Origin of the sequence: Vibrio ezurae NBRC 102218 (assembly GCF_000467185.1) — a bacterium.
GTDB lineage: Bacteria > Pseudomonadota > Gammaproteobacteria > Enterobacterales > Vibrionaceae > Vibrio > Vibrio ezurae.
In genome coordinates this window covers 101,316-122,510 of sequence record NZ_BATM01000007.1, presented here as the reverse complement: position 1 = coordinate 122,510, position 21,195 = coordinate 101,316, and the positions used below count along the sequence as shown (strand labels likewise).

20 protein-coding genes are annotated in these 21,195 nt (G+C 45.2%); 3 read left to right on the top strand and 17 right to left on the bottom strand.

The genetic code is table 11. The annotated features are described in order from the left end of the window. Window positions 1-5 precede the first annotated feature (5 nt). On the bottom strand, window positions 6-1,109 hold the full coding sequence (locus VEZ01S_RS03620) for a response regulator (protein WP_021712647.1): 1,104 nt from the start codon (window positions 1,107-1,109) through the stop codon (window positions 6-8). Between the two features lie 185 nt (window positions 1,110-1,294). Here VEZ01S_RS03620 and VEZ01S_RS03615 point away from each other — a divergent pair, with 185 nt between their 5' ends. Continuing rightward, a complete protein-coding gene (locus VEZ01S_RS03615; RefSeq protein ID WP_040890039.1) occupies window positions 1,295-2,170 on the top strand; it encodes a LysR family transcriptional regulator in 876 nt (291 codons plus the stop codon). 190 nt (window positions 2,171-2,360) lie between these two features. Here VEZ01S_RS03615 and purF read toward each other — a convergent pair whose 3' ends face one another. The 10 genes from purF to fabB form a co-directional block, all read right to left on the bottom strand. Beyond that, window positions 2,361-3,878 carry an amidophosphoribosyltransferase gene (purF, locus tag VEZ01S_RS03610; protein ID WP_021712645.1) on the bottom strand — a complete coding sequence of 506 codons (1,518 nt, stop codon included), beginning with the start codon at window positions 3,876-3,878 and terminating at the stop codon, window positions 2,361-2,363. 21 nt (window positions 3,879-3,899) lie between these two features. Further along, window positions 3,900-4,397, bottom strand: coding sequence for a CvpA family protein (locus VEZ01S_RS03605; protein WP_021712644.1), 498 nt, complete (start codon window positions 4,395-4,397; stop codon window positions 3,900-3,902). 63 nt (window positions 4,398-4,460) lie between these two features. Beyond that, window positions 4,461-5,087 (bottom strand): SPOR domain-containing protein, encoded by a 627-nt coding sequence (locus VEZ01S_RS03600; protein WP_021712643.1) that lies wholly within the window; start codon window positions 5,085-5,087, stop codon window positions 4,461-4,463. Next, window positions 5,077-6,351, bottom strand: a complete 1,275-nt coding sequence (folC, locus tag VEZ01S_RS03595; RefSeq protein ID WP_021712642.1) for a bifunctional tetrahydrofolate synthase/dihydrofolate synthase — start codon at window positions 6,349-6,351, stop codon at window positions 5,077-5,079. The genes VEZ01S_RS03600 and folC overlap by 11 nt, the downstream gene beginning before the upstream one ends. Window positions 6,352-6,392: 41 nt before the next feature. Beyond that, window positions 6,393-7,316 carry an acetyl-CoA carboxylase, carboxyltransferase subunit beta gene (gene accD / locus VEZ01S_RS03590; RefSeq protein ID WP_021712641.1) on the bottom strand — a complete coding sequence of 308 codons (924 nt, stop codon included), beginning with the start codon at window positions 7,314-7,316 and terminating at the stop codon, window positions 6,393-6,395. A 174-nt stretch (window positions 7,317-7,490) separates the two neighbouring features. Then, on the bottom strand, window positions 7,491-8,276 hold the full coding sequence (gene truA / locus VEZ01S_RS03585; RefSeq protein WP_021712640.1) for a tRNA pseudouridine(38-40) synthase TruA: 786 nt from the start codon (window positions 8,274-8,276) through the stop codon (window positions 7,491-7,493). Between the two features lie 68 nt (window positions 8,277-8,344). Further along, window positions 8,345-10,054, bottom strand: coding sequence for a FimV/HubP family polar landmark protein (locus VEZ01S_RS03580; RefSeq protein ID WP_040890036.1), 1,710 nt, complete (start codon window positions 10,052-10,054; stop codon window positions 8,345-8,347). A 226-nt stretch (window positions 10,055-10,280) separates the two neighbouring features. Then, on the bottom strand, window positions 10,281-11,294 hold the full coding sequence (locus VEZ01S_RS03575) for an aspartate-semialdehyde dehydrogenase (protein ID WP_021712638.1): 1,014 nt from the start codon (window positions 11,292-11,294) through the stop codon (window positions 10,281-10,283). Continuing rightward, on the bottom strand, window positions 11,291-12,424 hold the full coding sequence (locus VEZ01S_RS03570; protein ID WP_021712637.1) for a 4-phosphoerythronate dehydrogenase: 1,134 nt from the start codon (window positions 12,422-12,424) through the stop codon (window positions 11,291-11,293). Before VEZ01S_RS03570 ends, VEZ01S_RS03575 begins: the two co-directional genes overlap by 4 nt. Before the next feature lie 121 nt (window positions 12,425-12,545). Next, window positions 12,546-13,757, bottom strand: a complete 1,212-nt coding sequence (gene fabB, locus VEZ01S_RS03565) for a beta-ketoacyl-ACP synthase I (protein ID WP_021712636.1) — start codon at window positions 13,755-13,757, stop codon at window positions 12,546-12,548. 119 nt (window positions 13,758-13,876) lie between these two features. Here fabB and mnmC point away from each other — a divergent pair, with 119 nt between their 5' ends. Next, complete coding sequence (gene mnmC, locus VEZ01S_RS03560) at window positions 13,877-15,973, top strand: bifunctional tRNA (5-methylaminomethyl-2-thiouridine)(34)-methyltransferase MnmC2/FAD-dependent 5-carboxymethylaminomethyl-2-thiouridine(34) oxidoreductase MnmC1 (protein ID WP_040890033.1); 2,097 nt, start codon at window positions 13,877-13,879, stop codon at window positions 15,971-15,973. A gap of 69 nt (window positions 15,974-16,042) precedes the next feature. Here mnmC and VEZ01S_RS03555 read toward each other — a convergent pair whose 3' ends face one another. From VEZ01S_RS03555 to prmB, 5 genes are all read right to left on the bottom strand, one after another. Continuing rightward, window positions 16,043-16,579: an NADPH-dependent FMN reductase gene (locus tag VEZ01S_RS03555; protein WP_021712634.1), complete on the bottom strand. Its 537-nt coding sequence runs from the start codon at window positions 16,577-16,579 to the stop codon at window positions 16,043-16,045. Window positions 16,580-16,865: 286 nt separating this feature from the next. Beyond that, on the bottom strand, window positions 16,866-17,132 hold the full coding sequence (locus VEZ01S_RS03550) for a YfcL family protein (protein WP_021712633.1): 267 nt from the start codon (window positions 17,130-17,132) through the stop codon (window positions 16,866-16,868). 3 nt (window positions 17,133-17,135) lie between these two features. Beyond that, window positions 17,136-17,663, bottom strand: coding sequence for an elongation factor P hydroxylase (locus VEZ01S_RS03545; RefSeq protein WP_021712632.1), 528 nt, complete (start codon window positions 17,661-17,663; stop codon window positions 17,136-17,138). Between the two features lie 91 nt (window positions 17,664-17,754). Beyond that, the gene (aroC, locus tag VEZ01S_RS03540) at window positions 17,755-18,843 is read right to left on the bottom strand and encodes a chorismate synthase (RefSeq protein WP_021712631.1); all 1,089 of its coding nucleotides are present in this window, start codon (window positions 18,841-18,843) and stop codon (window positions 17,755-17,757) included. A gap of 141 nt (window positions 18,844-18,984) precedes the next feature. Beyond that, the gene (gene prmB / locus VEZ01S_RS03535; protein WP_021712630.1) at window positions 18,985-19,917 is read right to left on the bottom strand and encodes a 50S ribosomal protein L3 N(5)-glutamine methyltransferase; all 933 of its coding nucleotides are present in this window, start codon (window positions 19,915-19,917) and stop codon (window positions 18,985-18,987) included. A 61-nt stretch (window positions 19,918-19,978) separates the two neighbouring features. On the opposite strand from prmB, the gene smrB reads away from it, so the two are divergent. Beyond that, complete coding sequence (smrB, locus tag VEZ01S_RS03530; RefSeq protein WP_021712629.1) at window positions 19,979-20,509, top strand: endonuclease SmrB; 531 nt, start codon at window positions 19,979-19,981, stop codon at window positions 20,507-20,509. Window positions 20,510-20,656: 147 nt separating this feature from the next. On the opposite strand, the gene sixA is transcribed toward smrB, so the two are convergent. Then, window positions 20,657-21,121 carry a phosphohistidine phosphatase SixA gene (gene sixA / locus VEZ01S_RS03525; protein WP_021712628.1) on the bottom strand — a complete coding sequence of 155 codons (465 nt, stop codon included), beginning with the start codon at window positions 21,119-21,121 and terminating at the stop codon, window positions 20,657-20,659. Between the last annotated feature and the right edge of the window lie 74 nt (window positions 21,122-21,195).

Below are 21,195 nucleotides of genomic sequence, written 5' to 3'. Positions count from 1 at the left end.
GGATCCTAAGACTCTTTTCCTTCAATGACAATTTGGCAGTTCGCGTGCGATAAACCACTTAACCTAAATGCATTGCGTCCTGTTCGTGACAATGCAAGATGATGCGGAGCAAAATCGCCCTCTTCACCTAAGCGAATAGAAGAAGACAAGGAACTCAGCGCCCCTTTTGAGTCCGGAGTACTCCACACGCCATTCAATCCCACATTTAATACTTGCAACTCTTGGTTCGGGAAATTAGCCAATCCAATAATGGCATTGATCGGCTCACCATACTCTGCGCAACGAATTCCCTTGTTTAAGGTTTCTAACAGATCGTGCACATGAAATACTTGCCCTTCTTGGCTACGAATATAATCATTAAACAATGCTCTAATCAGCAAGGTGGTTGATACCCCGTATTGCTCACTCGAATCAGAGTCCAATACATAAAATAAAAACTGCCCGTTCATGCTCCACGCATAATCGAACACCAATGGCATACTCTCTAGGCTTTGTAACACTTGGAAGTGACACTGCCATACGCCCTGTTCGGTTTTGTTCTCTGGCGCTAATGCTTGTAGCAATTCTCGAGAGATGTGCGGATGGTTGTGCAAATACTCTAAATGCCAATGAAGTTCCTGATCTTCTGGCAACTCCCCTTGCTGATTTAACTGAAACCATTGGCTAGTAAAATCCCGCCCAGCATTGACAGAATCCTTCGCTTCCAACAAGGTGCTTTCAACGGTTTTGAGTAAATGGCTTGGATTTACAATCGGTTTAGTAACGAAATCTTTGATTCCAAACTTGAGGGCCTTTGCGACAACTGATATTTTGTCGGTGCCGGAAATCACAATCATTGGCAAAGAAGGATATTGGTGACTGACCTCTTCGACAAACTCAATTCCGTCTAGTACAGGCATTTCTATGTCACAAATCACTAGATCTGGAACTTGTTTTGCGAGATGTTGTAGGCCAACTAGCCCATTATCTGCTTCAAAGGTACGATAATTTTTTGCCTTTAATAACGAACTGACTAACTTCCTAAAAACGACGTCGTCATCTAGGATTAGTACATCTCCGGCTTGTTTTTCAATCATTTGCGGTTCCACTACGATGCTTTGTACGTGCACTTTAAGCTCTTTAAGTCTACCTATTTAGCTATAACATTAGATGTCTGTTGAAATAATAACAAAGATAAATGACTTATTTTAACGACAAATTGTGTAAACTGATTGATAATAAACACTTAATCACCTGGCCCATAGGGTTTACCCCCTCATATAAGTGAGTGCATATCTAGATCATGAAAGACACAATGAAACTTGATGACCTCAATCTGTTCCGCCAAGTCGTGGAGCATGGAAGCTATACAGCTACGTCACGCGCAACTCGAATTCCGGTTGCAACTATCACTAGACGCATACAAGCATTAGAAGATGCTATCGACTTACGACTGTTGAATAGACACGCTCGCAAATTGACGCTAACAGAAGCAGGACAACGCTTTTATGAGCAATGTGGTCCATTACTCAAACAACTCTCTAGTTCTGCTGTAGAGCTTGGTGAAGAGTGCAGAGGAGCCGCAGGTCGTTTACGCGTGTCTTCTCCAGCGAACTTAACTAAGCGTATGTTAATGCCTCTTATTGAAGGGTTCATGACCACTTACCCTGATATTCAAATAGACCTTAACATGACCAACAGAGCGGATGAGCTTGACCCTACAGAATGGGACATGATTTTCCGAGTTGGTCCACAGCGCGATTCAAACCTAATCGCAAGAAAGCTGACAGAAGTAAAAGATATTTTAGTGGCTAGCCCTGACTACCTAAAATCGAACACCGCTTCTTTACAACACGCCGAAGATCTTTCCGGTCACTCTTTGCTAAAAGGCTTGCCTTTGACTCATTGGTCTCTGGTGAACGTTCACGGTGAAACGGTAGTGAATAAAGAGAAAGGTAAGTTAGAAGCTTCCGATCTTAACGTAGTACGACACGCTTGTTCTTGTGGCGTAGGTATTGCCCTAGTGCCTGATGTTATGGTTGACCATCACATCGAAAATGGCGGCCTTGTACAAGTGCTTCCAGAGTGGACAGCTAACCCTCGTGATATCTTTATGCTCTACAACCATAAAGACCATATCCCTGAGAAAACACGTTTGTTCATCGATTACATCAGAGATTACTTCAATTAATTGTCCGCGATGAAGTTCCATCTCCATCGCAGCTGATATTGAATCACCACTGATATAAAAAGGCTCAGCAATGCACAATTGCTGAGCCTTTTTGTTATCAGTCATTCTATCAAACATAAAAAAACCAGCAGCCTAAGCCACTGGTTTATGATTCTGTTTGCGAATACTTAGAATTAGAAAGCGAAAGAGCTTAAGCGCCTTCGTTATACATTTCCAAGTTAGCAAGATCTTGGGCAATGTTTTGCTCAAGTTTGGCATCATCTGAACGAAGTGAATCTAGGAAATCCAGATACTTCTGATCCACATCACCAGTCACATATTGACCGCTAAATACCGATGTTTCAAAGGTATTGATATCAGGGTTACCTAGACCAACCGCTGAGACTAAATCTTCAATGGATTGGAACATCAGGCCATCAGCGCCGATCAGTGCCGAGATTTCGTCTACTTCACGTCCGTGCGCAATTAATTCGTTAGCACTTGGCATGTCGATGCCATATACGTTCGGGAAACGAACCTCAGGAGCCGCTGATACGATGTAAACCTTGTTTGCACCAGAATCACGCGCCATTTCGATGATTTGCTCAGACGTTGTACCGCGAACAATAGAGTCATCAACAAGTAATACGTTTTTGCCTTTAAACTCAGAGCGGATAGCATTGAGCTTACGACGTACTGATTTCTTACGTTGTTGCTGACCTGGCATGATAAAGGTACGGCCAACATAACGGTTTTTCACAAAACCTTGGCGGTATGGCTTATCAATGATTTGCGCAATTTGCAGTGCGATATCACACGATGTTTCAGGGATTGGGATAACCACATCGATATCCAAATCACTCCATTCACGTTTGATTTTCTCACCCAATTTGTTACCCATTTCAACGCGAGCACTGTATACAGAAATCTTGTCGATAAATGAATCTGGACGAGCAAAGTAAACGAATTCAAAGATACATGGATTCAATTGAGGGTTGTGCGCACATTGCTGTGTGTACAGCTGACCATCAAAGGTAATGTAAACCGCTTCACCAGGGGCCACATCACGCATGAAGTCAAAGCCTACCGCATCGAGTGCTACAGACTCAGAAGCTACCATGTATTCAGTAGCGCCTTCAACTTCACGTTTGCCTAAACAAAGAGGACGAATGCCGTTTGGATCGCGGAAAGCCACCATGCCGTGACCAATGATCATTGCCGTAACCGCGTACGCACCACGAATGGTTTGATGTACACGCTCTACCGCATCAAACACGTCTTTCTCAGTAATATTAAAGGTTTTGGTCATATCGATGTTATGAGCCAATACATTCAATAGTACTTCTGAATCAGAAGTGGTGTTTACATGACGACGGTCTTTCTCAAATAGGTTCTGACGCACTTCGGCAGCGTTGGTAAGGTTACCGTTGTGCGCGAGCGTAATACCAAAAGGTGAGTTTACGTAGAAAGGTTGAGCTTCTGAAGCACTTGAGCTTCCTGCGGTTGGGTAGCGAACATGCCCAATTCCCACGTTACCTTGTAAGCGTTGCATGTGTTTTACTTCAAACACATCCTTAACCAAGCCGTTCGCTTTACGTAGACGAAAACGATTGCTATTTATGGTAACAATACCCGCTGCATCTTGGCCACGATGCTGCAAAACCGTAAGCGCATCATAAATCGATTGATTAACAGGAGTTGTGCCTACAATTCCAACAATACCACACATGTCTAAACCCTCAGTATTGGTTTAAGCTTTACCCACGCCGGATAAAAAGCTTGACGTTTCTTTAAGATGTTCGAAAAACGGTGCGATCAGACGACTAAACTCTGGGATCAACTGCGATTGGCGCCACCAGTCGGCATTTGAAAGACTGGTGAATGCATCCATAAAGAACAGTACGGCAGCGACGATAAGTACGCCACGTAAAGTACCAAATACAACTCCAAGCACGCGATCTGTTCCTGACAAACCGGTCTTTTGCACTAATTGAGCGATGGTGTAATTGATTACAGCACCAACAACCAATGTTGCAACAAACAAAGCGGCTACCGCAGCTCCATTTCGAATCATATTGTCTTGGATGTTTGTAAAGTACACCGCGAGTTTTGTGTAATATTGGCTGGCAATAAAAAAGGCGCCAAACCAAATCACTAAAGACAGGGCTTCCTTAACAAAACCTCGTACCAAGCTGATCAGCGCAGATAAGCCGATCACACCTAAAATAGTAAAATCTATCCAATTCATGAGCTTTACTTCCTCATGCTGGCGCGCATTCTAACAGAAAAATGCGCGACGCAAACGTTTTCTTTATGGTTTTAGTGGCTTAAATGTCTGAATCTGACCATTTGCGCCAAGCAGTTTATTTAGTTTCGGCAGTTCCGCTTCCAGTTTTGAACGAGAAACATCTGGCCCTACAATCACGCGATAAAAGTTATTCGCTTTCACCACACTGGCTCGATAACCGCTTTTTTGCAGATCTTTTGCCATCTTCTCAGCGTTTTCAGCATTTCTTAGTGAGACAAGCTGAATAATCCAAGCACTGTCTTGATAATGATTGCGCTCCACGACTTTAGCTTCTTTCACTTTCACCACTTCTTTTTTGTGTGTGGTGGTATGCTTCACTTCGTGTTTGGGCGCCGTCGCATGCGAGTGAGTGGCTTTGGCTTCGTGCTTCACCGGCTCAGCTTTATGCTTCGCATTGTGCTCAGGAATCACTTCCTCTACAGGCTCTGGTGGTAAAGATACGTCTTCTTCGACAGGATCAAGCACTGCAAATGATTCGACTTCTGATTCAAGCTGAGGCTTGATAGGAATGGCGACCGTTTCTTCTTGATAGTGCGATTTTTCACCGTCCAATATATCAGGAAGTACAATTACCCCTACAGCAACCAATACTATGGTTCCGACTAAGCGACTTTGAAATTTACTCGCCATTGTTTCTCCTTGTTTGCCAGTGCTCTAACACGGCCCCTACGGTAAAAAATGAACCCATAACAACGACAATGTCGTCTTTGTCAGCATCGCTCAGGGCCTGTTCAAAGGCCGCGACAGGGTTATCATAAGCTTGGGTGCCTTGAGCAAGGTATTGACATAACTCTTGTGCCGATGCGGCGCGTGGGCCCTCAAGAGATGCAGGATACCAATGCTCAGTACAACCCGATAATACATCTAGCGTCGATGCCACGTCTTTATCATGCAACATACCAATCACAGCGCGAATTTTCTTTTGTGGGTAACGTTGCTGTAATTGAGCAACCAGATACTGCGCAGAATGTGGATTATGCGCCACATCCAAAATCACGGTTGGCTGTTGTGACAAAAACTGCATTCTTCCTGCCAGTTGGGCGTTTTTCAATCCATTCACGATATTGACGTCAGTCAGGTCTAACTCGGATACACCTAGAGCCATCAATGCGGTTGCAGCGTTTGCTAACGGCAGGTTTGGTTTGGGTAAGTCTTTCACGTCAAAACTGCCTGACTGCCAATCCCACTGCGCACCTTGCTCTTGGTACGAATACTGATAACCCACTTGGTATAGTTTTGCGCCAATATCATCAGCGTGAGCCGCAACGGTCATCGGCGCATCGGGTTGACCACAAATCGCGGGTTTACCTGCACGGAAAATGCCCGCCTTTTCATAGCCAATCACATTAATGTCATCGCCGAGCCAATCCACATGATCAATGGCTAAACTGGTGATCACACTGACGTCGTGATCAACGATGTTGGTGGCATCTAAGCGTCCGCCTAACCCCACTTCAAGCAGTACTACATCCACTTTTTGCTCTTGGAACAAATGCAAAGCCGCTAATGTCGCGTACTCAAAGAAACTTAAGCTAATCTCGCCGCGCAGAGCTTCGATAGCGCAAAAGGCCGAGACATGCTGCTCATCATCCAACTCTTGCCCGTTAATACGCACACGTTCGTTATAACGAATTAAATGAGGTGAGCTATAAACGCCGACGCTGTAACCCGCATCGAGCAATATGGCTTCCATTATGGCGCAAGTAGAGCCCTTGCCATTAGTACCGGCAACGGTGATCACTTTGGGCGCTGGCTTAGTTAAGCTTGGAGTCGCTTTTTGAGCAACTTGAGAAATGCGATCAAGACCAAGATCGATAGCACTGGTATGAATGGACTGTAAATAATCAAGCCACACCTTAAGGGATGATGTGGCTTGTGGGATATATGAACTCATCAATCTATTAAACGCTAAAACTGTAGATAATGAGTACTGTACTATTTTTCTGGCGCTACGGGTACTTCGTATTGAGCCTCTTTTGAGCCTTTGTGCCCAGAAGTCGCAACCGGTGTTGGATAATTAGTCATTTTTGCCACTAAGTTTCCGACACACTGACGCATTTCGCGACGGTCAACAATCATATCGATTGCACCATGCTCAAGTAAGAACTCACTGGTTTGGAAGCCTTCAGGTAAGTCTTCACGAACCGTTTGTTCGATAACGCGACGACCCGCAAAACCGATAACCGCGCGAGGTTCACCAATATTGATGTCACCTAACATAGCAAAACTTGCTGAAACGCCACCCATAGTCGGATCGGTCATTACTGAGATAAACGGTAGACCTTTCTTAGAAAGGCGCTCTAGTGCAGCACTGGTTTTAGCCATTTGCATCAAAGACATTAACGCCTCTTGCATGCGCGCACCACCACTGGCAGAGAAACACACCATGCCACAGTTGTTTTCGATGGCAGCATCTACCGCACGAACAAAACGTGCACCCACAACCGAACCCATAGATCCGCCCATGAACTTAAATTCCATCGCACACGCCACGATAGGCATGTCGTTTAACGTTCCTTTCATCGCAATCAAGGCGTCTTTTTCGCCACTGCTCTTTTGATAAGCCGTAATACGATCTTTGTAACGTTTGGTATCTTTAAATTTTAATTTATCTTTAGGCTCTAATTCGGCGCCTAGTTCTTCACGGCCGTCTGCATCTAAAAAGCTGTCAAGGCGCATGCGAGCAGAAATACGCATGTGATGATCACATTTAGGACATACTTCTAGATTACGCTGTAGCTCAGCTTGGTACAAAACTTGTTCACAAGAGGTACATTTCGTCCATACACCTTCTGGAACATTCGCCTTGCGAGACGGTGAAATACTGCTTTTATTGAAAATCTTCTCAAGCCAACTCATGAAAGACCTTTTTCATTAAGCTCTCGCCCCAAAGGCAAGAGGTTGATAATTTGCAAGGATTAAACCATAGATCTACTCAAGTGTAGATAAAAAACTGGTTGTACCTATCCCTTAATACTTAATTATGACAATAAAATGACGCAAAATTGAGGCTAATTTAGCCTTTCATCACATTTATTCAGGTAAAAACAAGGGTCCCATAGGAAACTCTGGTATAGCGAATTCATCAGGATAATCCACTCTGACTAAATACAGCCCATGCGCTTTTGCCGTTGCGCCCGCTAATGAACGATTTTTTTGTGCCAATAACCAGCCTATCCACTCGACAGGTTGCTCACCACGTCCCACCACCAGCAAGCTGCCAACAATATTGCGAACCATGTGATGCACAAAAGCATTTGCCTTAATATCCACCACTATATATTGACTATGACGCGTGACTTCTATGTGCATCATATTACGAAATGGGCTCAGTGATTGACAGTGAGCCGCTCTAAATGAACTAAAGTCGTTCTCACCTAGCAGAGATTGCGCTGCTTGATGCATTTTCTCAACATCAAGGTCGCCGTGATAATGGCTGACGCCTTTGGCTAAGATAGCAGGGCGTAACGAATGGTTGTAAATAATGTAGCGATAACGTCTGGCGGTTGCGCTAAAGCGGGCATGAAACTCATCAGAAACTTCGGTTGCCCAACGTACGGCGATGTCACTGGGCATATTGGCATTCACACCCATTTGCCACGCCAGCATTTTGCGAGACGCCGTGGTATCAAAATGCACCACCTGCCCCGTACCGTGTACACCAGCATCAGTGCGGCCTGCGCATTGAACCTCTACTGGATGATTCGCTACTATCGATAGTGCTTTCTCTAAACGCCCCTGAACAGAGTCAAAATCGTTTTGTCTTTGCCAGCCATAGTATTTTGCACCATCGTATTCGATGCCAAGTGCGATTCTCATCAGAAATAATCCAGTTAGAAATTAGGCTCGGCAGTATAAACGAAGCCTTTAAGGGTCTCAATTTCTTATTAAGAATGAATTGAATCTAGCAGCTTTTGCGCACGTTGCTGTTGATGATCGTTGCCCTTTTTAATCACATCACGCAATAGCTTACTGGCGTGGGTCATATCATTCATCTGTATATACACAGATGCCAAGTCAATTTGACTGGACAACTCCCCTTCAACATCGACGTCTTTAAGCTCAACTTTACCAATCACGTCCGGAAACTCTTCTAGCCCCACTCGCAGATCAAGCTCTTCATCATCCACATTGGTGATAGGCTCGGCATCCGCCTCAGCAATAACCTCGTCAATGGACTTATACGGCGTGGACGCTGGTTCAGCACTCTCTTCCTCACTGTCGGCCTCATGGTTTGCAAGCTCGTCACTGGCAGCCACCGTTTGCGCTTCAGCATTAAGCGAGGAAGTCGATTCATTTTCCTGTGTGTTATCCGCAATATCGCTGACATCAATATCGTCTTCTGCTAATAAAGCTAATGCTTCTTTTTTAGCATCCGCTAAGGCTTCTCGTTCGCCATATTCTGGCAAGTCCACCACATTCACAACCTCTTGCAAATGAGGTTGCGGCTCATCGGTGTCCTCTTCCTGTGACGATAGTGATGCGTCATCACGCGACGACTCAGAAACCTCAGAGTCAGCCTCTTTTACCGCCAGTATTTTGTCCAGCTCTTGTTCAAACTCTTTATCTAGGGGATTCACCGTACTTTGCGGTATCTCTACTTGATAAGGCGTTTCGATACTTACTTCCTGCGGTTGCTCTGTGGAAGTGAGTGTCTCACTCAGTTCCACATTTTCTATTTCAGGATCATTATCGCCTTTCACGGTGGGAGCGGGATTGAGCGCTTTAGGCTCAGTAGGATCGTTGCCAATTTGAGGAACAGGTCTGACGGACAACGTCATCTTGATGATTAATAACATGATCAACGCCGTCACAGCTGCTGACAATGCCACTATTACCCATACATTGGTTAATAGATGAGAGCCTGCTGTTGTACTAGGCTGAGTGTTAGTACCACTTTGCGTCTTTAAAATATGCTCAGCGTTCGCACGTCGTTGAGTTTCTAAATCCAACTGCCCTTTTAGTTGTACAACATCGGTGCGAATAGAGCCTAGCGCTGTCAGAAGATCCTGATTATTTTGTCGCAATGAGCTGAACTCTTGTTGAGAAGATTGCAACTGCTGCTGAAGAAACTCGATTTGCTTTTGTTGGATCTGGCGAGCACCTAAATCCTGAACATGAATTTGCGTTGGCGCGTTATCTTGCGCTACTTTCGCCAAATAGCTTGGCTTTTGTGCATGAATCTTCAATAAACGTACGGCTTCTGCAACACTTTGCTTGTCAATGTCAGCGTCGCTAGGAAGAGTGATGATACTGCCCGGCTTAAGCAAATGGATATTTCTATCTTCAAAGTCCACTAAGTTATTTTTGTAGATAGCCAGTATCACTTTGTATACGGATTGCTTTTCACTGCTTCTTACGGTTTGACCGATTGACCACAAGGTTTCATTGATGGCGGTAGGACCATAAGTACGTTGACTGGATAATTTATTTTGATCGCGATTCAGCGCTGTCCCATCGAGTAAATCAGGAACCACATAAGTGGGGACAGCTTGCACTTGCCCAGAGGGCCCAACAAGACGAATTTCTTCGGCATGCGACACGATAGAGAAGCACAAACACGCGATGATAATAAGAGTACGACGATACAATTCCATTTGAGTTCGCAACTAGATTTCCCTTAAGCGGTGAATAGTATTAATTTGCTAAAGTTTTGCGCAAAAGACAACTATCGAGTGATTATTTACCTCAAAAATGTGCCTAAAATTGGATTACGGGTCAAGTAGTGGTTCTTGAGTTACCAAAAATAAAAAAGCCATCGGCAAGTCAACTCACCAATGGCTTTTTCTTCAAACAATGAATCGCAATTAAGTGCTTTATTGTTTAAAAGTAGTCACGAATCAATAGTTCTGCAATTTGCACTGCGTTAGTCGCGGCGCCTTTACGCACGTTATCCGCGACAACCCACATGTTTAGGCCGCTGTGATGGCTAATATCATTACGGATACGTCCTACCATGACATGATCTTTACCGCCGGCGTCACGAACTTGAGTTGGGAAATCTTGACCGTGGAACACTTCAATGCCATCGGTTTGCTCAAGTAACTGTACCGCTTGCTCTGCATCAATCGGGGCACGCGTTTCTAGGTGTACTGCTTCAGCATGACCATAGAATACAGGCACACGAACACACGTTGGGTTCACCATGATAGAAGGGTCGTTAAAGATTTTCTGGGTTTCCCAAACCATCTTCATCTCTTCTTTGGTGTAACCGTTGTCCATAAAGGTATCAATTTGTGGAATACAGTTAAACGCAATTTGCTGTGAGAACGCTTCCGCTTCTACAGGTCGACCGTTTAATAGCTTCGCCGTTTGGCCTGCAAGCTCATCAATGCCTGCTTTACCCGCACCCGCCACTGACTGGTAAGTCGATACGTTAATGCGCTCAATACCCACTTCATCATGGATAGGCTTCAATGCCACTAGCATTTGAATGGTAGAACAGTTTGGGTTTGCAATGATGTTGCGGTTACGAAACTCGGCAATGGCTTCAGGGTTGACTTCAGGTACCACGAGCGGCACATCGTAGTCATAACGGAACTGTGAAGTATTGTCGATAACCACTACGCCTTCGTCTGCGGCAATAGGCGCCCATTTTTCAGACAATTCACTGCCTGCTGAAAATAGCGCAATGTGCACTTGAGACCAATCGAACTCAGCCACGTCTTGTACTTCAATACTTTTGCCATCAAAGCGGTAAGTTTTACCCTTACTGCGTTCACTGGCCAGTAGATGCAGTTCGCCAATCGGAAACTCTCTTTCTTTTAGAACGTCTAAAAGTGTTTCACCGACAGCGCCTGTTGCGCCTAAAATGGCGACATTAAATTGTTGACTCATTGACCTACCTCTACCTTAAATCCTAGCTCTTGCAAGGGTTGCAAATTACAAGACGCATCGCCTGTGAGCGTCACCGCACCATACTCACGGCGGTCCCAATACTCTTTACGCATCTTATCAAATGCCCCTGTTTTACCGATTTCGCGGCGAAACAGTGCATCGTCTTTGCGCACATCATAAATCAATTGTGTGAGGTTGTGCAGTGTTGCTTCGTCCCACTGGCGTGATAAATGCATTTTTGGCACGGGAGCGGTCGGCAATAACTCATCGGCGCCCACTGCTAACGGGCTGTTAATGTGCTGGCAAAATGAATTAAAGATCATGGTTGTGCCGCGCGCTTTACCTTCTAAACCGTAGCCTGCAACATGCGGAGTAGCAAACGCAAGCAGTGGCAATAACTCTAAGTCCACTTCTGGCTCAAATTCAAACACGTCTAATACCGCGGTAAAACCATCGTTTAGTTGTAAACGCTGTTTTAGGGCTTGGTTATCCACTACAGGGCCGCGAGCGGCATTAATTAAAATCTGCTCAGGTCGCATTGCCTGTAAACGCTTGCTATCAATTAAGTGATGGGTTGGGTATTCACCGTCTCGCGTAATTGGCGTGTGCAGAGAAATCACATCACTGCGCTCAAGCAGTTCATTCACTGGTATAAATTGACGTGGGTCGCCTTCTGCTTCTTTTAACGGGTCATTAATTAACACTTTAATGCCAATGCCTTGCAGACATTTCGCCAGATAACTGCCTACCTGCCCAGCACCGATAATACCCACGGTTTTATCAAAAATTGAGAAGCCTTGTTGCTGAGCCAGTACCATTAACGATGAAATCACGTATTCCGCCACGCCAACCTTGTTACAACCCGGTGCATGTGTGTACGCCACACCTTTGTTTTGTAAGGCTTGCTGATCAAGGTGGTCATATCCTGCGGTAGCGGTGCCGACAAATTTCAGTTTATTGGCTTTTTCCAGCAATGCTTGATTGACCTTAGTGACGGAGCGAATCATTAGCGCGTCTACGTCCACTAAGTCGTCAGCACTGATTGTGCGTCCCGATAAGGCGACAACCTCACCCAACTTGCCAAACAGTTCTTTGGCATACGGCATATTTTCATCAATTACGATTTTCATTGGTAATACTTCAGCTGATTTGAATAAGTAACAGAATAATCATAAACAAAAGACCCGACAAGCTATGCCTGTCGGGTCTCATTATTTATGTGCTTTTTTGTATTTAATTGAGCCTAAAGGATTAACCTTCGTACTTTTTAAATACCAATGTTGCGTTAGTGCCGCCAAAGCCGAAGCTGTTTGACATTACAGTTTTCAGTTCTTGGTCGCGTTTTTCAGTCACGATATCAAGACCTGCAGCCGCTTCATCTAGCGTTTCGATGTTGATGCTTGGTGCAACAAAACCGTGCTCTAGCATTAATGCGGTGTAGATCGCTTCGTGTACGCCAGCAGCACCTAGTGCGTGACCTGTCATCGCTTTAGTGGCTGAAATTGCAGGGCTGTTACCGCCAAAGACTTCTTGGATAGCGCCAAGCTCTTTCACATCACCTACAGGCGTTGATGTGCCGTGAGTGTTCACGTAATCCACAGAATCTACATTTTGCAGTGCCATCTTCATACAACGTACTGCGCCTTCACCTGATGGAGCCACCATGTCGTGACCATCTGAGTTTGCGCCGTAGCCAACAAGTTCACCGTAAATCTTAGCGCCACGAGCAAGTGCATGCTCTAGTTCTTCGATAACCATCATACCGCCGCCACCAGAGATAACGAAACCGTCACGGTTTGCATCATAAGTGCGTGATGCGCGAGTTGGCTCATCGTTGTATTTAGTCGATAGTGCGCCCATAGCGTCAAACATCATAGACATGCTGTAGTCCAGTTCTTCACCGCCACCAGCAAAGACCACGTCTTGTTTGCCAAGTTGGATAAGCTCCATCGCGTGACCGATACAGTGAGCTGAAGTTGAACATGCAGAACTCATTGAGTAGTTCACGCCTTTAATTTTAAACGGCGTTGCCAAACAAGCGGATACAGTAGAACCCATTGTACGAGTGACCATGTATGGACCCACTCGTTTAACGCTTTTTTCTCTTAGAATATCAACTGCTGCCACTTGGTTTAGAGACGATGCACCGCCAGAACCGGCTACGATACCCGTGCGTTCGTTAGACACCTGCTCAGGAGCCAAACCAGAATCAGCAATTGCTTGCTCCATAGAAATGAACGCATACGCCGCAGCATCACCCATGAAACGCATTTGTTTACGGTCAATGTGTTCCGCTGGATTGATCTTCAAGCTACCCCAAACCTGTGAACGTAGCCCTTTTTCTTTAAATTGTTCTGAGGCTTCGATACCAGATTTGCCAGCTTTTAGAGACTCTAGTACTTCTTCGACGTTGTTACCGATACTGGAAACAATACCCATACCAGTGATCACGACTCGTTTCATGTGACATTCCTATAATTCAAATTTTCCGCTAGATAATACCTAGAAAGAGAGGATCAAGTGGTCAGCTTTCCTAGATATTTGTACAATCACTTCAGTTAACGTCTCATTCTATGATCTATATGCCAAAAATTAAACACGCTCAACTCGATTGGAATGACTCCGGAACCCCGGTATCAGAGCAATTCGATGATGTCTACTTCTCGAACAACGATGGTCTTGCTGAGACTCGTTATGTGTTTCTCACCCAAAATCAACTGCCTGTTCGCTGGCCAACGTTCAACCAATCCCGTTTTGTTATTGCGGAAACTGGCTTTGGCACAGGGCTAAACTTTCTCGCTGTCTGGAAAGAGTTTGAGTTATTTAGAGCACAATATCCACAAGCGCCCCTCACTCAACTGCATTTTATCAGCTTTGAAAAATACCCTGTCACCTTAAGTGACCTGCAACAAGCACATAAAGCATGGCCAGAACTGGCAAACTATGCCGCTGAATTACAACAGCACTACCCTATGGCGCTTGCTGGGTGCCATCGCCTGATTCTTGCTGATGGCGCTATCACTTTAGACCTATGGCTGGGGGATATCAAAGATAATCTTCCTGATGTACCCACTTATCATTCAGGGATTGTCGACGCTTGGTTCTTAGATGGCTTTGCACCGAGTAAAAACCCGGAAATGTGGAATCAGGATTTGTTTAACGGTATGGCAAAACTGGCAAAACAAGAGTGTACGGTTGCCACCTTTACCGCAGCGGGATTTGTTCGTCGTGGATTGATTGAAGCAGGCTTTGACATGACTAAAGCCAAAGGCTTCGGTCACAAACGCGATATGATTGTTGGCACTATGCGCGACAAACAAGCGTATAGCAATATATCCCCTCTTTTTGCACGAGAACCTCTTACTTCACGATTCAGTTCTGAATCTGAAACAACTGAGACTGACAATATTGCCATCATTGGCGGTGGCGTAGCCAGTGCTTGCCTTGCTTACTCGTTAGTACAAAAAGGGGCACAGGTGACACTGTATTGCCAAGATGAGCAACTTGCGCAAGGTGCATCAGGTAATCGACAAGGGGCACTCTATCCTCTACTAAATAGTGAGCAAAACGCAGTTTCTCAAGTGTTTGCAAACGGTTTTGTCTTCGCCCGTCAATTCTACGATCAAGTAGCAGATAAAGTTCCCTTTGATCACCACTGGTGTGGCGTCACCCAGCTACTTTGGAATGACGCAGAACACACTAAGCTATCACGCCTTGTTCAAGGGCAATATCCAGAGCAACTCATCACTCAACTTGACGCAGAGCAAACCGCCCAAGCAATCGGGCTAGATTGCACTTATCGTTCGGTGTTTTACCCGCAAGGTGGCTGGCTATCGCCGGCACAATGTACGCAGGGCATTATTGAATTGCTGATGAAACAGCAGCAGTTAACGCTAAAACAGCCGTGTAAAGTGACCCATTTAGAACAAAACGAACAAGGTTGGCTTGTCAGCAGTCAGCAAATGGACAAGCACGCGGACGAACCAGACAATACGCGACATAGTCAACAGCAATACACGGCGGTAGTCATTGCAAATGGACACAGCTTTGATGAGTTTACTCAAGCTCAGTCCATTCCCCTTGGCAAAGTAAAAGGACAAGTGAGCCATATCCCTACAACAGCTCAGCTGCAAAAGTTAAATACCGTACTGTGCTACGACGGTTACTTAACCCCGGCAAGCCCACTAGGCCAACACTGCATTGGCGCAAGCTATGACAGCCGCGATCACAGCACGGATTACAATGAGCAGCACCAACAGCAAAACGCTTCTAAATTGCAACAGTGCCTTCCCGAGCAAAGCTGGCCTAACGAGGTGGATGTGAGTGCGAAGGACGCAAGACAAGGCATACGCTCAGTATCCAGAGATCATCTGCCTTTTGTCGGCAATGTTGGGAAGTTTGCAGACATAGTAGAACAATACGCCAATTTGAGCCCACAAAAAACAGCGCAAAAAAACGTGCCATACGCCACAGTAAGCCAATATAACAATCTATTTTGCTTAATCGGTCTTGGCTCAAGAGGCCTCACCTCAGCGCCGTTAAGTGCAGAAGTATTGGCCTCACAAATGTTGGGCTATCCAATGCCAATGTCCGCCTCAACATTAAACTCACTGCACCCAAGTCGCATGTGGGTAAGAAAGCTCATTAAAGGTCGACCTCTTTCGCGACCAACAAACTAGATTTGGCCTATCGCAACATACCTACCACAATGGGCTCATAAAGAGCCCATTGCTGATTTCATCTCTCGACTAACCTAGCTCAGCCACAAGCGCATCCAATGCCTGCGTCACTTGCTGCTTTAACTGCGCATTCTTAAACTCATTGGCTTGAACATCAAATGCATCATAAAAACTCGGTACCGATAGTGAGGCTTTCACCTCTGCGCCAAAATACGGCGCTGAGCTCACAGCGGCGGCTAATACAGATTTGCCTCCACCAGGGCCGGGAGATGTTGCCATATACAACACAGGTTTATTGTGAAAAACGCTGCGCTCGATGCGAGTTGCCCAATCAAACAGATTTTTATAAGCCGCGGTATAACTGCCATTGTGCTCAGCAAAAGAGACAATAATCGCATCCGCTCGACCTAATTTAGCCAGTAGCTTTTTCGCCGATTCAGAATGCCCAATCTCTTTTTCAGTATCTTCACTAAAAATGGGCGCCGGATAATCAATGAGGTCCAGCACCTCGACATCTGCGTTGGGTAATTGATGAGCCACATAAGTCACCAATACTTTGTTAATTGACTTTGAACTGGTACTGGCGGCAAAGGCAATAATTTTCATAACGGATTCCCTGTTGTTAATGTCCATTTAACACTGACATTCTGCACTAAACGAAGAGCAATCACACCCAGTAAGTGCTCCGAAATAGCGCAGGATAAATGCTCCAGAACAAGGAAAAGTAATCACAAGCTGGAATGCGCTGTTATTGAGTACGATTGGTATCCATAGGCAAAGCCCATAAAAATAGGCTGTGAATCGCTTTGATTCACAGCCTACCTATCATTCACGCTCAAGCGACTCATTAATCAATATAAATGAGCGCTAAGTGAGTAACAAAGCGAAAAGATTACGCTAGAGCTTTAGACAAGTTGTCCCACATATCCGCGACAATAACGCGATCGGCAGGGGTTAGCTCTGATTGCGCATCCGCAAGGCTTTGTTCTATTTTTTGTTTGAATACCGCAATATCTGTTACGGCTTCGTATTCACAATCCGCTGCGGCTAAAGAAATATGACCACGTAAATAGCCCCCCGCAAACAGCTCGTCATCCGACGCAGTGGCAACGGTTTGGTCAATCGTGTCAAGTAACTGTTCTTCGAGTTGTAAAATCATGGTTCAAAGTACCTTAAAATCTTCCTGAGTAAGTGGAGGGATACGATAAAAATCCCGAAGCGCATTAGAAAGCATCTCTACCCTAGTTGGCAAGCCTTTCTCTAAAATGTCGAGAACCTCTTGGTAAACTTTTTGTGTGAACGCCAAACGATCGGGCTCAAAGTCTCCACTGAGATTGTCACAACTGACTTGAAAACGAAACCCTGCACTTTGTGCCAAAATCCACTCGTATGCTTGTGGGCGGATCTCGACCACTTCAAATTGTGCCTGAGTATCGGCATCACGACCATCAGGTTCATACCAATAACCAAAATCTTCTAACAGTCGTCGTTTTGCTCCAGCAACGCACCAATGCGCAATTTCATGCAGCGCTGAAGCGTAAAAACCTCTGGCAAAAATAATGCGGTGATAGTCAAATTCGGCATCCGCTGGCAGATAAATAGGCTCATCACCACCCAATACTAAGCGCGTATTAAAGTCGGTATAAAAAGTGCTATCAAAGATAGAAATAAGGTCGTTGTAGTCGTGCATGGAAAAGTCTTAAAAAGAAAGGAGCTAGAGAGAAAAAAGGACCTAGATATCGCCGGATTAACCGAGTTACATCTAGATCCTATATTCTAATTTACACTATTTTGGGTGTTTCAGTTGCAACGCCATGGTTTTGACCACGGTGGCGCAATAAATGATCGAGCAATACAATCGCCAGCATCGCTTCAGCAATCGGCACCGCGCGAATACCCACACAAGGGTCGTGACGACCTTTAGTGATAAGTTGTGTCGCTTCACCTTGACGGTTAATCGTATTCCCCGGCACAGTAATGCTGGATGTTGGTTTAAGCGCAATATTTGCCACAATGTCTTGGCCTGTGGAAATGCCGCCTAAAATGCCACCCGCGTGGTTAGAGGCAAAGCCATCAGGAGTCAGCTCATCTCGGTGCTGACTGCCCTTTTGTGCGGCCACTTCAAAGCCATCGCCAATTTCAACGCCTTTTACCGCATTGATGCTCATTAATGCATGTGCAATATCCGCATCTAAGCGATCAAAGATAGGCTCGCCTAAACCGACAGGTACGCGCTTAGCCACCACCTGTAATTTAGCCCCAACAGAATCGCCGTCTTTTTTCAAATCGCGGATCAGTTGGTCAAATTTATCTACCGCGGCGGCATCTGGTGAGAAAAACGGGTTATTTTCAATTTCTTCAAAATCGATAGTATCGACTTTCACATCGCCCATTTGCGTCAAATACGCACGCACTTCAACGCCAAACTCTTGCGCTAAGTATTTTTTAGCCACTGCACCTGCGGCAACGCGCATTGCGGTTTCACGAGCAGAAGAGCGGCCACCACCTCGGTAATCACGCACACCGTATTTTTGGTGATAAGTGTAATCGGCATGACCCGGACGGAATTTATCTTTTATCTCAGAGTAATCTTTAGAACGCTGATCGGTGTTTTCAATCAAAAGTCCTATCGAAGTGCCTGTAGTCTTGCCTTCAAAAACACCTGAAAGAATTTTTACTTCATCGGGTTCGCGACGTGCTGTGGTGTAGCGAGAGGTTCCCGGACGACGACGATCTAAATCTTTTTGCAGATCAGCCTCTTCCAATGCTAAGCCTGGAGGGCATCCATCAATAATACAACCCAGTGCGATACCGTGGCTTTCACCAAAAGTGGTTACGCGAAAATGCTGGCCAATGCTGTTTCCTGCCATTACTTCCTCATTGTAAGTCTGTTTTAAACGGTCTAATGCCTTTCATACTGGCTTTATCACACTCTATTGTAAAGCGCTTTGTACTGTGTAAACCCAAAACGACACCCTTGTGGGTGCCGTTATGTCATTTATCCGTTTAGATTAATCGATATAAAGTGCAAATTCGTCAGCACAGGCCAACAACTGCTCTTTAGTGAGCATAAATACGCCGTGACCGCCGTTTTCAAACTCAATCCAAGTAAATGGGATCTGCGGGTATTGCTCAATCATATGTACCATGGAGTTACCCACTTCACAGATCAAAATACCGTTGTCGCTGAGATAGTTTGGTGCATTGGCTAAAATGCGACGCACCAATTTCAAACCATCGGTGCCCGCCGCTAAACCAAGTTCAGGTTCATGCTTAAACTCATCAGGAAGACTGTTCATGTCTTCTTCATCCACATACGGCGGATTGGTCACGATAAGATCGTATTTCTCTTGCACCAAATCACGGAACAGATCAGAGCGAATTGGGGTCACTTGCGCTTCAAGCCCATGATCTTGGATATTTTGCTCTGCGACTTCTAAGGCATCGCCTGAAATATCAATAGCATCAACTTCCGCTTCAGGGAAAGCGTGTCCACAAGCAATCGCAATACAGCCACTGCCCGTGCACATATCCATGATGCGAGTCGGTTGCTCAATTAACCAAGGTTGAAACTGATGTTCAATTAATTCACCAATCGGTGAACGAGGCACCAATACGCGCTCATCAACAAAGAACTCCATGCCACAAAACCATGCTTTGTTGGTCAAATAAGCGGTAGGTGTACGTTCGTTAATACGCTGAATAACTCGCTCTACCACACGCAAACGCTCACTGCTGGTTAAGCGAGAGTTCAATACATGCGATGGAACATCGAGAGGTAAATAGAGTGAAGGCAAAATTAATTGAACCGCTTCGTCCCACGCATTATCCGTGCCGTGACCGTAAAATAAGCCCGCAGCATTAAATCGGCTGACAGTCCAACGAATCATGTCTTGCAGTGTGTGAAGTTCCGACACTGCTTCATCTACAAAAATCTTATCCAAAAGTTTCTCCAAAAAGCGCTACAATACTGCTCAACCAAAGATAGATCAGAAACTTTATCCCATGAACAAATCAGACAAGCCAACAATTGATGACTTTTCTTTGTTTAAAGAAGCAGTACAAGGCGTTAAAAAGTTACAACAGGATACCATAATCCAAGCGCCAAAAAGAGAAACAAAACAAAAACAGCAACAAAGGTTTGATAGAGAAGCAAAAGACAACGAATTTTACTTCTCTGACGAATTTGAGCCGCTGCTGAATGAAGATGGGCCAACCCGTTATGCTCGCAGCGATGTCTCTAAGTATGAAGTGAAAAGATTGCGTCGCGGCGTGTATGTACCCGATGTCTATTTAGACATGCACGGCATGACCCAAATGGAAGCAAAACGTGAGTTAGGCGCCATGATTGCGCATTGCATCAAACACAATGTGCATTGTGCGAGTGTTATGCACGGTATCGGCAAACATATTTTAAAACAAAAAGTGCCACTGTGGCTGGCTCAACACCCAGATGTGATGGCCTATCATCAAGCGCCATTAGAATTTGGCGGGAGTGGTGCATTGCTTGTGCTGCTGTCCATCCCTGAAAAGTAAGTGCAGTGAAAGCCCCGAAAGAGGCTTGTGTGCGCTTGTCCAACCTTTTACTTTCTTTTAAAGGCGCATGCGCTTTGGGATGAGTTCAATGAAAAACGGCGACCTAAATAGGACGCCGTTTTTCATTTTGTTATTCAGCCTTCAACCTTACGGAGCAAGGTGCCACATCAACTCACCGTTGGCACTTTCAAGATCAAAATCAATCGCAGCAAACCCTGAAGTGGGGAACATTGGCGCTGACATATCGTTCACAAACTCAGCGGTAAGATAGCCCACCAAAGGCAGATGAGAAACCAATAATACTGACTGAGGCTTTTGCACGTCAGCTAAAGCACAAACGTATTGATAGACATCTTCAGAATGTCCATAAGGCGTAATATCAGCACACTCTTCCACTTTGTCTGCGCTAAAAAGCCCTTTAATCACATCCCAAGTTTGTTGTGCTCTAATGTAGGGGCTGACCAAGACCAAATCAAAATGAGAAACACCTTGTTTTACCACGGCTTCAGCCACTAGCAATGATTGTTCCTCTCCGCGCACGGTCAAAGTGCGTTCAGCATCACTTGATGCAAAGCTTCCTGCTTCTCCATGGCGCATAATATATACGTTCATTTTTGTCCTAAACTTGTGGCTGTCTGCTCAAAGAATACACCATAATACCCATGCAATTCTCTGATTAAGACAGC